Here is a 13,954-nt window from a genome sequence, read left to right as displayed (position 1 = left end):
CCGGCGGCGTGTGCCGCCGGGTCCATCGAAACGCAGTTACTTCTGCAGTTCGGTCCAGATCTTGGTGTAGATGTCCTGGATTTCAGGCGCGCACATCTTCTGGAACTCGCCCTGTGGCTTAGCATCGGCCGGAATGACAACTTCCGGCGCATCCTTCATGTCGGCCGGCATGTACTTGTCCGATCCGGTAATGGCGTTGGCGTAGCGATGGAACGCCGAGAGGCCGGCAGCGTTTTCCGGATCCATGATAAAGTTCTGGAACAGCTTGGCGTTCTCGACGTTCTTGGCTTCCTTCAGGACGACGACGTTGTCACTCCACAGGCCATAGCCTTCCTTCGGATAGTTGTAATGGATGGCCGGGTTGGCCAGCCGCTGGCGCAGCGCCGAACCATTCCAGTCGCTGGTTGCCTTGAAGTCGCCGGCGCCCATCTTCTCGATGGTGTTGTATTCCATGGCGATCCAGTTCGGTTTGGCCGCGACGAGCGTGTCGCGCACCTTCTTCAGCACCGCCTTGTCGTCGGTGCATTGCTGGCCGCCGACATATTTGATCGCCGCGAAGATGACGTCATTCATCTCGGGAACGACATTGACCTTGCCCTTCAGCTCATCGGGCGTGTTGAAGATGATGCCCCAGCTGTCAGCCGGTCCCTTGTAGGCGTCGGTGTTGACGACCACGCCGACCGTGCCCAGGGCCCACGGCACCGAATATTTGCGGCCCGGGTCGAAGTCGGGATTGGCCCATTCCGGCGCCACGTTCTTGAAGTTCTCCATCTTGCCCGGATCGGTCTCCAGAACGAGGCCTTCCTTGATCCAGATCGGTACGTAGGTCTGCGAAGGCACCGCGATGTCGAAGCCGGTGCCGCCCTGGCGGACCTTGGCAAGCGCGGTGTCGTTGGAATCGTAGTCGGTGATGGTCACCTTGATGTTGTATTTGGCCTCGAACTTCTTGATCACGTCAGGGCTGGTGTAGTTGCCCCAATTGTAGATGTTCAGTTCGCCGTCGGCGCGCGCCAGGCTCGTCGAGGCTAGCAGCGCCAACCCCATGGCGGTTGCTGTTGTCTTCCAGTTCATGGTTTTAACTCCCATTTTCGGTTCAGTCTCGTTTCCTGCTGACGAAGAAAAACAACGTGACGATCGCGACCGAAAGCAGCAGGAAGGCGGTCGATATCGCGTTGATCTCGGGTGTGATGCCGCGGCGGATCTGGCCGAGCATATAGGTGGGCAGCGTGTCCTGGCCGCCCGATTTGACGAACTCGGTGATGACGACATCGTCGAGCGAGATGACGAAGGCCAGCATCAGCCCGGCCAGGATGCCGGGCCACAGCAACGGCAGCGTGATGCGGCGGAAGGTTTTCCAGGGCGTCGCGTAGAGGTCGGCTGCGGCACGCTCCAGCGTCAGGTCCATATTCTCAAGTCGGGCCCGGATCGGCAGATAGGCGAAGGGAATACAGAACGCCGTATGCGCGGCGACCAGATAACCGATGCCGGAATAGCCGGTGAAGATCTTGATGCGCGAGAAAAAGATCAGCAGCGCCACGCCGGTGACGATCTCGGGCACCATCAGCGGCTGGTTGATTGCCGCATATTTGAAGGTCAGCCCGGGATAGGGCGCGGTGCGCGTGGTGGCGAGCGCCGCCATGGTGGCAAAGATGGTGGAAAACACTGCCGCGATCGAGCCAATCTGGAAGGAACGCAAGGTGGCATCGACGACCTGCGTGTTCTGCCATGCCGACTGGAACCATTTCAGCGAAAAACCGCCCCATTCGGAAGTCGAGCTCGCCGCGTTGAAGGCATAGATGACCAGCACGATGATCGGCAGATAGAGCACGATAAAGCAGGTCGCGGCGATCGCGGTGAATCCTGGCTGGTGCTTGATGGAAAAGTTCTTAGCCATGCCGCACCCCCGACTTGCCGGCATTGCGCACATAGGCAAGCAGCGCCACCATGACGATGATCATGACGGCGATCGACAGCGCCGAGCCGAGCGGCCAGTTGCGGCCCTGCCCGAACTGCAGCTCGATCAGGTTGGACAGCATCATGTTCTTGCCGCCACCCAGCACGCTCGGCGTCACATAGGCACCAAGTGCTGGAATGAAGACCAGGATGGAGCCGGCGATGACGCCGGGCTTGACCATCGGAAAGATGATCCGCCGCAGCACCTGGAAGCGTGTCGCGTAGAGATCATAGCCCGCCTCGACCAGCCGAAAATCGAGCTTCTCCATGCTGGCATAGATCGGCAGCACCATCAGCGGCAGGTAGACATAGGCCATGCCGATCAGGATCGCCGTGTCGGTGTAGAGGATCTGGATCGGCGCCGAGATGATGCCGAGCTTGAGCAGGATCGTGTTGATGATGCCTTCGTTGCGGATGATCTGCAGCACCGCGAAGGTGCGGATCAGCAGGTTGGTCCAGAACGGAATGGTGATCAGGAACAGCCAGAGATCGCGCGTCTTTTCACTGCGCGTGGCCATGAAATAGGCGGTCGGGAAGCCAAGCGCCAAAGTGGCGATAGTCGTTACCACCGAAAGCTTGATCGAGCGCAGGAAGATGGTGACGTGGGCGGCGGCAATCGAAAGCGTGTCGTCGAAGATATCGCGTTCCAGAAACACCGCTATCCAGGCTTCCGGCGAGAACTGCCACTTCACGTCGCCATAGGAGCCAGGCGTCAGGAAAGAGTAGACCAGCACGATCAGCAAGGGGCCGGTCGCGGCGAGGAAAATGACAAGCAGCGCTGGCGCTGACAGGAGCCAGCGGTCACGCACATCGCGCCGCTCCGCTGCCTTGGCGACTTCTTCCGCGGTCGCCATGATCAGTCCTTCAGCACTTGCGCGGCATCGTTGCCGATCAGGATACCGACCTTGTCGCCACGCTCGAAACCGCAGCCGGCGCTGCGTGTGTTCTGCTGGCGAACGGTGAAGTCCTCGCCGCTGTCGAGCTGGACGTGGATATGGGTGTCGGTGCCGAAATAGACGACGTTCTCGACCGTGCCCGACAAGTCGCCCTTGCTGTTGGTCAGCTTGGCATGCTCGGGCCTCACCACCACGGTGGCGTTGTCCTTGGGCTGGAAACCTTCGGCAACGGTCGCCTCGATGGTCGTGCCGGATTTGAGCGTCGCGCGCGCCTTGCCATTGCCGATGCCTGATATGGCAGCGGTGAGGAAGTTGGTTTCGCCGATGAAGTCGGCGACGAAGCGTTCCGCCGGCTTGTCGTAGATATCCCAGGGCGAGCCGACCTGCAGGATCTTGCCCGACGACATCACCGCGATGCGGTCCGACATGGTCAGCGCCTCTTCCTGATCGTGGGTGACGAAGATGAAGGTGATGCCGGTCTCGTGCTGCAGCCGCTTCAATTCGATCTGCATTTCCTTGCGCAGCTTGTAGTCGAGCGCCGACAGCGGCTCGTCGAGCAGCAGCACCTTCGGCTGCGGTGCGAGCGCCCGGGCCAGCGCCACGCGCTGCTGCTGGCCGCCTGAGATCTGGCTGGTGCGACGACCGGCGAGTGCCTCCATCTTGACCAGCTTCAGCATCTCGGCGACGCGCGCCTTGATCTCCGCCTTCGGCTTACCCAGCATCTCCAGGCCAAAGCCGATATTGTCGGCCACCGTCATGTGCGGGAACAGCGCATAGGACTGGAAAACGGTGTTGACCGGCCGCTTGAAGGGCGGCAGCGGCGCAATGTCCTGGCCATAGAGCAGGATTTCACCAGCGGTTGGAAAGTCGAAGCCTGCGATCAGCCTGAGCAACGTCGTCTTTCCGCAGCCGGATGGGCCAAGCAGCGTGAAAAACTCGTTCTCGCGGATGGATACCGAGACCGTGTCGAGGGCAGCGACTTGCCCCTCACCTGATCCGAAAATTTTGCTGACGTTTACTACTTCAATCGCATTCCGATCCGGTTTGTCCGGCACGATTACGCCTCACTGTTGACCCCGCTCTTGCTGGCGGAGCTCTTCCCCTGTTCGATGTGACCACATGGCCGGTAGGTTGGCAAGCCCGGCATTGAATCACAGTTCAGTCAGTTATTTTCGGCTAGCAAGCCGCATGCCATTGTCAGACCTGGTAGGTAATCTTGCCGCCACAGATCGTCGTCACCGGCCGCACCTTATGCAGATCGGCCGGCGCCGTTTTCTCGATATCGGCTGATAAAACGACCAGATCGGCCATGTAGCCGGGTTTCAGCGTGCCCTTGCGGTGCTCGGCGAATTCGGCATAGGCGCCCTCGACCGTGTATGCGGCGAGCGCTTCATGCAGCGAGAAGCTCTGGTCCGGGTCGCTGTCTGCCCACGGTTTGCGCAACACTGCCGCCCGAATGCCCAGGATCGGATCGATCGGCGACACCGGCCAGTCCGATGCGAAGACGACATGCGCGCCGGCATCCTTCAAGGTCCGCCAGGCATAGCTCAACGGCCAGCGCGCCGGCCCGATGCGCGACACCGTCGGCTCCAGCGGAAAATCCATGGCGCCGGGCGGATGCGGCGGCTGCATGGAGGCGATGACGCCGAGTTCGGCGAAACGCGGCACATCAGCGGTGGTGGTGACCTCGATGTGCTCGACCCGGTGGCGGCTGTCGCGCTTGCCATTCGCCTTCTGCGCCGCTTCGTAACCATCGAGCACCGCGCGCACCGCGCCGTCGCCAATCGAATGCACGGCGATCTGCAGCCCGCGTCTGTCGACCGCGACGGCCAGATCGATGAATTGTTGCGGCGTGAACAGAGGCTCGCCGACCCAGTCGGGCCGGTCGGCGTAGGGCTCGACCATGACAGCCGTCCAGGAATCGAGAACGCCGTCGTAAAACACCTTGACCATGCCCGACGACAGCCATTCGCTGTTGTAGCGCTCGGCCATCGTTGACGCCTTGTCGAGCATGTCGAGCGTCATGAAATTCTTGTAGTGGAATGGGATCTTGACGCGGCAGGGCAAGCCTTCCGCGGCTTCGATCTCGGCCAGCAGCTCAAGCTGATAGAGGTTGCCGTCCATGTTCTGGATCGAGGTGATGCCGTGGCGGGCGCACCAGGCAAGGCCGCGCCGCATGATGTCGCGGTCGGCGTCCCGCTCGGCCGCCGTCGGCATCGGGTCTGGCTCGCCGCCGGTCGACAACCCCAGCCGCACCCGGCTTTCGCCGGCAAGGTCGAGCACCGGACCGAAGGCCTCGCCTTCGCGCAATTCGCCGGCGGCCAGACCATCATCACCCATGACGATCTCATTGCCGGGACCAAGTGTGCGTCCGTGCAGGATGCCGGCCATTTCCAACGCCTTGGTGTTGGCCCACATGGTGTGATGATCGGGCGCGGCCATGCAGAACGGGCGATCGGGCAAAATGGCGTCGAGGTGATGGCGCGTCACCCGCTCGCTGCCGAGTACGGTGTAGTCGACGCCCTGGCCGACCAGCATCGGAGCATCCGGCCGCGTCGGCGCATAGTCGCGGATCGCTTTTTGCAGCGCCTCGAAGCCGTGAATACCCGTGAGCTGAAGGTGGGCAAGTTCAGCCCCGCCTGAAAACAGGTGCATGTGGGCTTCGATGAAACCCGGCACGACAGATCCGCCCTTGGCGTCGATGACCTTGGTGGCCCGTCCCTTGAGTTCTTCGATGGAGGCGCGGCTGCCAATGGCGATGATGGCGCCGTCCTTGACGGCAACGGCCTCGGCAGTGGGATTGTCATCGTCCATGGTCTGCACACGACCGTTGATGACGATCATATCCGCATTATGACCAGCACCTGTGACAGACATCGCGACTCCGCGCTTTTGACGACTGACTGAAACCGACAACCTGCGTCCAACGGCCTGCCACTCCACCGGAGGCGCCATGGGATGAAAGATGCCAGCGCGCTGCCTTCGAAATTCCCCTTGTCATCCCGGAAGGCAGCGTGGATAAAGAATGCGACTGATTATTCGCGTTTGTCAACATACGGAATATGGAATGTATTGCGGGCAGCACCCTGCACCTGTGCTGAGACAGGGCGGGGAACGAGGACATCAAGCAGTGAAACGGAGTCTCGACCGCAAAACCAGGATAGCGCTCGAACCGCGCAAGCAGCCGCGGCAACAACGGTCGAGCAAGGTGGTCGACAGGATTCTCGACGCGGCGCTGATCTTGACGCGGGAGCAAGGGACCAAGACGCCGACGACGCTCGCCATTGCGCAGCGCGCAGGCTTGTCGGTCGGTTCGATCTACCAGTACTTCCCCAACAAGGAAGCCATTCTTCTCGACCTCGCCCGGCGCTGGCTGTCATCCTTTCCCGAGGTGATCGCCAAGCGCATCAAGGTCGCTCCGCCTACCAACCGCGACGAGTTTCGGCAGGAAGTGCGCAAGCTCTTCATCGACACCTCCAGGATATATCTCGAAAACGCCACCCTCATGCCGGTGATCGAGGCCATATCTGGCAATGCCGACCTCAGGCCGATCCAGGACGAATATGACGAGCAGATCATCGCGCTCTACGCCGCCTGGCTGCAGCATGTGAACCCGGCGCTTGAAGACAAGATCGCCAGCCGGCTCGGCGTGCTGATGATGGACGTCGGGCACGCCTGCCGGCTCGTGGGGCTGAAGAGAGACCGCAAGACATACGACCTCATCGAGGACGATGTGGAAAGAATGTGGCTCGCTTTGGTGACCCCCTATCTCAACCTTGACTGACTTCGCACTTCGAGAGGAATTTATGAAGACTGTCTATTCGCCGCTTCATGCCGGCCACGCCGGCCAGATGGAACTCGTCACCTCGGCGATCGTGCCGGGTTTCGAAAAGCCTTCGCGGGCCGAGTTCATCAAGGCGCGGGTCGAAAGCGAGAAACTGGGGCCAATCGTCCTGCCGCTCGAGCACGATCTCGCCGCTGCCAAGCGCATCCACAAATCGGACTACATCGACTTCCTGCCGACGGTCTGGCCGCAATGGGTGGAAGCCGGCCTCACGGGCACGGCGATGCCCTTCACCTGGCCGACGCGCGGCCTGCGCGGCGACGTGCCGCCAAAGCGTGTCGACGCCCTGCTCGGCTATTATTCCTTCGATGCCGGCGCCACCTTCGTCGAAGGCACATGGGCCGCGATCAAATCGTCCTATGACGTGGCGCTGACCGCCGCCGGCTTGGTCAAGAGCGGCGAGCCTTCTGCCTTCGCGCTCTGCCGTCCGCCCGGCCACCATGCCGGTGCCGGCTTCATGGGCGGTTACTGCTACATCAACAACGCCGCCGTCGCCGCGCAATGGTTCCGCGACCAGGGCGCCAATCGCATCTCTATCCTCGATGTCGACTACCACCACGGCAACGGCACGCAGGAGATCTTCTATGACCGCGCCGACGTCCAGGTGCTCAACCTGCATGGCGATCCGATGGTCGAGTACCCGTTCTTCCTCGGCCATGCCGACGAACGCGGCGCAGGTGCCGGCGAAGGCTTCAACATCAATTATCCGATGCCCTTCGGCACCGACTGGGACGCCTGGAACGCCTCGCTGGAGGATGCCTGCGCCAGGCTCGCCGCTTACGCACCGGATGTCGTCATCGTCTCGCTCGGCGTCGACACGTTCGAGAAGGATCCGATCAGCCAGTTCAAGCTGAAAACATCTGACTATCCCAAGATCGGCCGCCGCATCGCCAAGCTCGGCCTGCCGACGCTGTTCGTCATGGAAGGCGGCTATGCCGTCGAGGAGATCGGCGTCAACGCCGTCGGCGTGCTGGCCGGATTCGAGGATCGGTAAATGCCTGTCGCCCAAAAGTGTGTAGCGGTTTTGGGACAACGACAGGCATAAGACCACCAGGACCGGGCGGCAGCGCCGCCCGGCTCTCGCGATCAGGTGGTGGCGCCAACGCTGGGCGCGACAACTGGCGCGGCCGGTTTGCGCGAGCGGCCGAGATAGTAGACCGCCGCCGCCGCGATGACGCCGGCCGCCAGGATGCCCACCGCCAGAACTGGCCGATACCAGAACCAGGCAATGGCAATCGTCGTCGTACCGACCAGGATCGCCAGGAAGAAGGCGATGATGCCGGTTCCCATCCGCGCCATGCTGCCGAGGAACGGGATGACGTCGAGGATCACGCCGATCGGGCTGAGGAACAGGGCAAAGCCGATAGTCAGCAACAGCAGGCCGGCGGCGCGCAGCAGCCAGGTGATCAGCGTGTTTGCACTGACCGCCTCGGCGAACATCTTGTCGGCCGGGACAGTGCCGGTGTCGACCATCAGCAACGCATCGCCCGCCTCTGTCTGATAAGGTTCGAACCGGCTGCCGGCCTGCCGCGCGACGATGCTTACCACGCCGAGCGGCGCCAGTTCGTAGCCGATGCGATAGTCGCCCAGCGCCGGCGTTGTCGTGTCGGCGCCGAGATAGATCTTGCCGTCGACGATGCTGAGCGGCTTTGCCCCGGTATAGGCGGCCTTGATCGCGGCCGACTGATCGGACGACAGCGCATACGCCTTGTCGCCCTCGATGCGATCAAGCACCGGCGTGTCGAGATCGAAGGCGACGAGCTTGCCCTGCGGTATCTGGAAGGTCCGGCTGTGGATCGCCATCGGCGGGTTCTGGTGGCCGTCCGGCTTCTTGAAATCCGACGAGTCGATCTGGCTGTCGTCCCATACCTTCGAATAGCTGTAGGTGGTCACCGTCTCCTCGCCGCCGCCAAGCTTCTTGGTGGTCTCGGATTTGGACTCTTCCTTCCACTGGTACATCTCGGCGCTGCGCGACAGCCGCAGCCCTTGCGCCGCAATGCCGAAATCCGGATCCGCGAGACCGCTGTCGGCCGTCACCGGGCCGCTGACATGCACCAGCTTTCCGTCATTGGCGGCATCGACGCTGTCGGCGCTGGCCGAAACGACGGCGCCGGCCCCTTCGGCCAGCGAGCGTGCTGTCTGCACCGCGCGACCCTCGTTCCAGAACAGCCCGATCACCATCAGCACGATTAAAAGCAGGCCGAAGATCACCCCACCGACAGCACGCTTGATCCGCCCGAACCACGAGACGGATGTAACTTCCCGAAATGAATCGCTCATTGTTTCCCCCGAAACCACTGGTGCTAAAATTGGAGCGCGGCCGGTGGCCGCGCCTGGAACCGATCAATCGGCGTGGATCTGCGCGCCGCAATCCCTGGCTGAAGTACACGAATGCACCGCCCGCGTCGTGCCGCCGTCACCGATCCGCCATGGCGATGCGGACAGCGGGGCTTGCTGCTTGCCGCCAAGAAGGTCAAGCGCTCGCATCGCCGTCTGCTCGCCTTCATCCTCGCGCTTGACGATCTCGACATCCCCAAGGCCGATGGCGGCAAGCTGCGGCATCACCACATCCGGGTCGCCCGCGACGACGATCAGCGACGGATCGAGCGACGACAAAGCCAGTGCCTGTTTCTGCACCGCGTCGAGCGTCAGTTTCGTGCGCACCGTCATCCGGCTCTGCTGGTCCTCCAGCGTCGAACCGGAGCCGACGGCACCGATCAACGAACCGAACAGGCCAGCCGAGGTTTCCGCCGACCCAGCCAGCGCCCGGCGATAGACGGTCACCGTGCGGTCAACCTCGTCCTGCGCCACCGGCAAGCTGGTCAAGCCGGCAAAGCCCTTGAGTATTTCGGTGATCGCCGGACCGGTATTGGCCCGTTCGACGGTGGTTGCCACCACCAGCCCTGAACCGGCCTTCATCGGGCTCAACAGATAGCTCGACACGCCATAGGAATAGCCCTTCTCCTCGCGGATCACCGAGTTCAGCCGGCTGGAAAAATCATCGCCCAGCAGATTGGCGACCGCGGTCGATTCCGCGCGCTCGCTTTCGTCGGTGCCGGGCGCCGGCCGTGCCACGAACAGCGCCGACTGGCTGGCGCCGGGTTCCGGCACCAGCAGCACCTTCTGGCCGCCGTTGAAATGTGCGGCCGGCGATGGCTCGACCATGTAGCCGGCGGCGTCATCCGCCCAAGTCCCGAACGTTTTTTCGAGACTTGCAGCGACAGTTGCGACCGGCATCGGACCGACACTGTAGAACGTCACCGCCTTCGGCGTGAACTCCGTCTTGAAGGCGGCCTTCGCATCGTCGAGCGAGATCGAGGCCAGCGCCTTTGCCGACCAGTCGACAGCCGCTTTGCCTGGAACCTGCGCAATGAGCGCCGCCTTTGCCACGCGGCCGGCAACGCCCGGCAAATCCGCCTCGCGGCCGTTGAGCCAGTCGACGGTCTGCGCCATCAGCACCGTCCAGTCGGCCTTGTCGAAACGCGGCTTCAGCACAGTGTCGGAAAGCAGCGCAATGCCTTGATCGAGCTTTTCCGGCGGCACGCCGAGCGTCATCGCGGTGGTCAGATAACCGGCCTGGTAGCCGATGCCGGCGCCGATATCGCTGGTCGCCTTGGCGAAGTCCGCCGAACCGCGCGCGCCAGCGCCCCGCGTCGCCATGCTTGCTGCCAGTTCGAGCAGCCCTTCCTTGCCTTCCGGCACACTGTTCCAGCCGCCTTGGGCACTGGCCGCCACATAGACCATCGGCGCTTCCGGCATGGTGTAGTGGACGAGCTTGATACCGTTCGACAGCGTCGCCGTTTCCATGGCCGGCAACACCGCCGAAGGCGCGTCTCCGGCCGCGTGTTTCGGGATGTCGATGGCTGCCCGCTCCGGCGCGGTGAACGGTTGCGGCGTGCCCGACGATCCGATCAGCGCGTCGGGGTAGCCGCCGCGCGGGCCGGGTTTCAACACCAGCACGCTGGCCTCTTCCGGCTTCAGCAGCCGCTTCATCGTCGCTTCGATATCCGAAACGCTGGCATTCTTGACGCGCGGATCGTCGACCAGCGCGCTCTGGGCGTCACCAAGAATGTCGGCGCTGTAGGAAACCGTGCCGGCGCGATCCTTCAGCGCCTCGCTGCCCAGCCGCGTCGCCAGCAGTATGCCGTTGCGTGCGCGCTCCACGTCAGCCGGATCGAGCGGCGTCTTCTCAAAATCCGCAAATGCCGTTTTCATCGCGCTCTCGAGCGTTTCGGGCGTGACGCCTGCCGCAGCACCCGCCTCGAAGGTGAAGCGGCCGCCGAGCAAGCCGCCCGTCCAGCTCGCGCTGGCATAAGTGGCAACGCCCTGATCCGAGACCAGCCGGTTGCGCAAGAAACCATACTCGCCATTGCCGAGCAGTTCGGCGACGATGCTGAGCGCGCCATTGTCCGATGATTGCGCCGCGGGGCCGCTGAAGCCGACCACCACGACGGGGCTCGGCACACGATCCTCGAGCACCAGCTTGAGCCGCGCCTGGGTCGGCTCAGGCACTGCCGGCCGCGCCACGCCGGCGCCGCGCGGCACAAGGCCGAACGTATCGGCAATGAGCGCCTTGGCGTCGTCGACCTTGAGGTCGCCGACCAGAACCAGCACCGCATTGTTGGGCAGGTAGTAGGTGTTGAAGAAACCGCGCACGTCGTCGAGCGTCGCCGCATCGAGGTCGGCGACCGAGCCGATGACCATGCGGCTATAGGGATGCGGCTTCGGGAACAGCCCGGACCAGAAGGCTTCCCAGCCGGATGCGCCGGCCTTGTCGAGCACGTTCTGGCGCATCTCGTTCTTGACCACGGAGCGCTGCAGGTCGAGCTTGGCCTGTGTTACCGAGCGGCCGAGATTGGCCATGCGATCGGCCTCCAGCGACAGGATCATCGGCAGCGACGACGACAGCCCATCGACATAGTAGACGGTGCCGTCCTCGGTGGTCCATGCATTGATCTCGTTGCCGAGTGCAGCGTGTGCGCCGAACACGTTCGGCCAAGCTGGTGTGCCGGAAAACATCAGGTGCTCAAACAGATGCGCGAAACCCGAGCGTCCCGCCGGTTCATTCATCGAGCCGACGCGGTAGCGCAGGTTCATCACCACCTTCGGCGCGCGATGGTCTGGCACGAGCACCACCTGCAGCCCGTTGTCGAGTGCATAGGTGACGATTGGCTCGGCCGGCGCGGATGCTGCAGCCCACGCACCGCTCAGAACCGCGAGCACCACCGTGAACGCCAGGAAAACCCGCTTCATGATCACCCCCCATGCCGATGGCCGCGAACAAGCGCCACCCATCTCGCCCAGTCCGATCGAAGGGATGCCCATCCCTGCCGGTCGGCGAAAACCTATCGGAATCGATCGGTCCTCGATACGGCAGCTTTGCAACAACGTCTGGCTTTTTCGTGTCGGCGCTTCAGCGACCCCGGAGCAGCGAAGGGGCTTGGCTCCCGCCTCTGAGTCGCGCCTGAGTCCACTGGATTCGATTTTGTCAAATCGCGTTTGATGTCGGATTCAACTGCGGGTAGATTAGACCCGAATCAGCCGGTCCTTGGGGGGCGCGGCGACCACCCAAAGTCTCTTGTTCCGGAGTTTTTCCGGCACCAGACGCGGACGGCTTCGCGTTCCCTGAATGGATTCGGATCTGGTTGGCGCAACCCTGCGCCACGCGTGTGTCTTCGTCAAAGTAATGCGTATTCGGGTTCGGCGGCTGGCTTCCAGCATCCGGACAGCAGAAGCGATTCCGGCCAAAAGCAACAAGAATGAGCAGTCCCGCCGCGCTACTTCAATCCGATACATTGGGCTCGCGCCTGACGTCGCGCGGCGATCTGACCAGCTTTTTCATGCAACTGACCGCCGAGATCGGTGCCGACAGCTACATGCTGGTCGCCATCGTCCACGACCAGGACCGCAACGATGCGCGCATCGTCTCGTCCAACTGGATATTCGATGCCATCGAGCTGATCGGCAAGCGGCTGATCGCCGGGCTTGCGCAAGGCGCGCTCACCGTCGCGCCCGGCATCCGTCCCCAGCCGCTGGTAGCATCTCAGGCACCCGAAGCAGACGGATTGATCACCGGCGAAGAGGCGCGCCTTCTCGACGTGCTCGGCCATGCTGAGATCTATTCGCTGCGCCTCAATGTCGGCCGCCAGCGACTGTTCGCGCTGTTCTCGGCGGCGACTGCCGGCGGCATCGACCAGCCGGCGCTGATGAGGGCGCAGCTGAAATGCTGCTACGCGCTCTCGCATATCCCACAATTGATTGCCGCCGCCGCCATGCAGGATCCGCTGTCTGATCGCGAGCGCGAATGCCTGTTCTGGGTTTCCGAGGGCAAGACCACCGACGAGGTCGCCGTCATCCTTGGCGTCTCCTCCAACACCGTCAACAGCTACATCACCCACGCCATCCAGAAATTCGCGGCCAGCAACCGGGCGATGGCCATCGCCACGGCGATCAGGAGCGGCATCATTTGAAACACGCCGATATCAAGGAGGCTGCCGAAGCCCTTTTCAACGAACAGCGCAATCCGTTCGGCGCCTTCTCGCTCAGCTCCGAAACCCATCACGCCGTCACCATTCCCGATGCCGTGCGCCGCTGCCGCTGGATCTCCGTCGACATCGGCGCCTCGGCTTTCGGCCTGTTCTTCGTCAGCCCCTCGCCCGAACGGGCACGGCTCGTTCCTTGCTTCGATTCCGACTATCCCGGGATCGCGGTGGCGACAAAGTTCATTTCGGGCGCCAATGGCGAGGAGATCGTGCGTCACACCCGCATCTCGACCGAACCGCGCTGGTGGGCCGATGACGGTGTCGCCGCCATGGCGGCGATGTTCGGCAATCTCGCCTGGACCGAGCAGATGGCGGCGCTGGCGCCCGGCACCAGCGGCATCGCCTTCCCCGTCCACGCCGACCGCGGCCAATGCGGCCTTGTCGTGTTCCTGGGCTCGGAGATCGCCTTGCCGCAGGACGCGCTCTACGAGATCCACGCCCGCTGCTTTTCATTGTTCGCTGCCGTCGCCCGCATCCGTCCGGTCGATGCCGGCCGCATGCGCGCGATCTCCAAGCGCGAGCTCGAATGCCTGAAGCTGACCGCCAATGGCAACACCAGCGAGGAGATCGCGCGGCTGCTGAAGCTGTCGGTGCACACCGCCAACCAGTATCTGACCCAGTCGACCCAGAAGCTCAACGCCGTCAACCGCAACCAGGCCGTGGCCAAGGCGCTGCGGCTCGGCCTGATCGAATAGGACAATTCGAGGATCTTTCAGCGG

The 13,954-nt window shown here is 63.0% G+C and carries 11 protein-coding genes; 4 read left to right on the top strand and 7 right to left on the bottom strand.

The genetic code is table 11. The features are described 5' to 3' along the window. Positions 1 to 36: 36 nt before the first annotated feature. The 5 genes from ACZ89F_RS01995 to ACZ89F_RS01975 all read right to left on the bottom strand — a co-directional run bounded on the left by ACZ89F_RS01995 (position 37) and on the right by ACZ89F_RS01975 (position 5,726). Positions 37 to 1,071 (bottom strand): ABC transporter substrate-binding protein, encoded by a 1,035-nt coding sequence (locus ACZ89F_RS01995; RefSeq protein ID WP_476090171.1) that lies wholly within the window; start codon positions 1,069 to 1,071, stop codon positions 37 to 39. A gap of 22 nt (positions 1,072 to 1,093) precedes the next feature. Further along, the gene (locus tag ACZ89F_RS01990) at positions 1,094 to 1,894 is read right to left on the bottom strand and encodes an ABC transporter permease (RefSeq protein ID WP_476090170.1); all 801 of its coding nucleotides are present in this window, start codon (positions 1,892 to 1,894) and stop codon (positions 1,094 to 1,096) included. Further along, complete coding sequence (locus tag ACZ89F_RS01985; protein ID WP_476090169.1) at positions 1,887 to 2,807, bottom strand: ABC transporter permease; 921 nt, start codon at positions 2,805 to 2,807, stop codon at positions 1,887 to 1,889. The genes ACZ89F_RS01990 and ACZ89F_RS01985 overlap by 8 nt, the downstream gene beginning before the upstream one ends. A 2-nt stretch (positions 2,808 to 2,809) precedes the next feature. Continuing rightward, a complete protein-coding gene (locus ACZ89F_RS01980) occupies positions 2,810 to 3,904 on the bottom strand; it encodes an ABC transporter ATP-binding protein (RefSeq protein WP_109659436.1) in 1,095 nt (364 codons plus the stop codon). A gap of 142 nt (positions 3,905 to 4,046) precedes the next feature. After that, positions 4,047 to 5,726: an amidohydrolase gene (locus tag ACZ89F_RS01975; protein ID WP_476090168.1), complete on the bottom strand. Its 1,680-nt coding sequence runs from the start codon at positions 5,724 to 5,726 to the stop codon at positions 4,047 to 4,049. A gap of 253 nt (positions 5,727 to 5,979) precedes the next feature. Here ACZ89F_RS01975 and ACZ89F_RS01970 point away from each other — a divergent pair, with 253 nt between their 5' ends. Both ACZ89F_RS01970 and ACZ89F_RS01965 read left to right on the top strand, forming a co-directional pair. Further along, positions 5,980 to 6,633, top strand: a complete 654-nt coding sequence (locus ACZ89F_RS01970) for a TetR/AcrR family transcriptional regulator (RefSeq protein ID WP_476090167.1) — start codon at positions 5,980 to 5,982, stop codon at positions 6,631 to 6,633. A gap of 22 nt (positions 6,634 to 6,655) precedes the next feature. Beyond that, entirely contained in the window at positions 6,656 to 7,687 is a 1,032-nt protein-coding gene (locus ACZ89F_RS01965; RefSeq protein WP_476090166.1) for a histone deacetylase family protein, read from the top strand. Positions 7,688 to 7,779: 92 nt separating this feature from the next. Here the strand turns inward: ACZ89F_RS01965 and ACZ89F_RS01960 are convergent, their stop codons facing one another. Further along, positions 7,780 to 8,973, bottom strand: coding sequence for a TMEM43 family protein (locus tag ACZ89F_RS01960; RefSeq protein ID WP_476090165.1), 1,194 nt, complete (start codon positions 8,971 to 8,973; stop codon positions 7,780 to 7,782). A gap of 63 nt (positions 8,974 to 9,036) precedes the next feature. Continuing rightward, positions 9,037 to 11,946, bottom strand: a complete 2,910-nt coding sequence (locus ACZ89F_RS01955; protein WP_476090164.1) for a M16 family metallopeptidase — start codon at positions 11,944 to 11,946, stop codon at positions 9,037 to 9,039. A gap of 506 nt (positions 11,947 to 12,452) precedes the next feature. Here ACZ89F_RS01955 and ACZ89F_RS01950 point away from each other — a divergent pair. Both ACZ89F_RS01950 and ACZ89F_RS01945 read left to right on the top strand, forming a co-directional pair. After that, positions 12,453 to 13,163: a helix-turn-helix transcriptional regulator gene (locus ACZ89F_RS01950; protein ID WP_183448947.1), complete on the top strand. Its 711-nt coding sequence runs from the start codon at positions 12,453 to 12,455 to the stop codon at positions 13,161 to 13,163. After that, on the top strand, positions 13,160 to 13,930 hold the full coding sequence (locus tag ACZ89F_RS01945) for a helix-turn-helix transcriptional regulator (protein WP_476090163.1): 771 nt from the start codon (positions 13,160 to 13,162) through the stop codon (positions 13,928 to 13,930). Before ACZ89F_RS01950 ends, ACZ89F_RS01945 begins: the two co-directional genes overlap by 4 nt. The last annotated feature ends 24 nt before the right edge of the window (positions 13,931 to 13,954 follow it).

Source organism: Mesorhizobium sp. USDA 3734 (assembly GCF_056279665.1).
This window is presented reverse-complemented; position numbering and strand designations above follow the sequence as displayed.

Excerpts from the sequence above, each read along its gene's own strand:
- ACZ89F_RS01995 (WP_476090171.1), bottom strand. The coding sequence starts at position 1,071 with ATGAACTGGAAGACAACAGCAACCGCCATGGGGTTGGCGCTGCTAGCC.
- ACZ89F_RS01950 (WP_183448947.1), top strand. The coding sequence starts at position 12,453 with ATGAGCAGTCCCGCCGCGCTACTTCAATCCGATACATTGGGCTCGCGC.
- ACZ89F_RS01990 (WP_476090170.1), bottom strand. The coding sequence starts at position 1,894 with ATGGCTAAGAACTTTTCCATCAAGCACCAGCCAGGATTCACCGCGATC.
- ACZ89F_RS01960 (WP_476090165.1), bottom strand. The coding sequence starts at position 8,973 with ATGAGCGATTCATTTCGGGAAGTTACATCCGTCTCGTGGTTCGGGCGG.
- ACZ89F_RS01985 (WP_476090169.1), bottom strand. The coding sequence starts at position 2,807 with ATGGCGACCGCGGAAGAAGTCGCCAAGGCAGCGGAGCGGCGCGATGTG.
- ACZ89F_RS01965 (WP_476090166.1), top strand. The coding sequence starts at position 6,656 with ATGAAGACTGTCTATTCGCCGCTTCATGCCGGCCACGCCGGCCAGATG.
- ACZ89F_RS01975 (WP_476090168.1), bottom strand. The coding sequence starts at position 5,726 with ATGTCTGTCACAGGTGCTGGTCATAATGCGGATATGATCGTCATCAAC.
- ACZ89F_RS01955 (WP_476090164.1), bottom strand. The coding sequence starts at position 11,946 with ATGAAGCGGGTTTTCCTGGCGTTCACGGTGGTGCTCGCGGTTCTGAGC.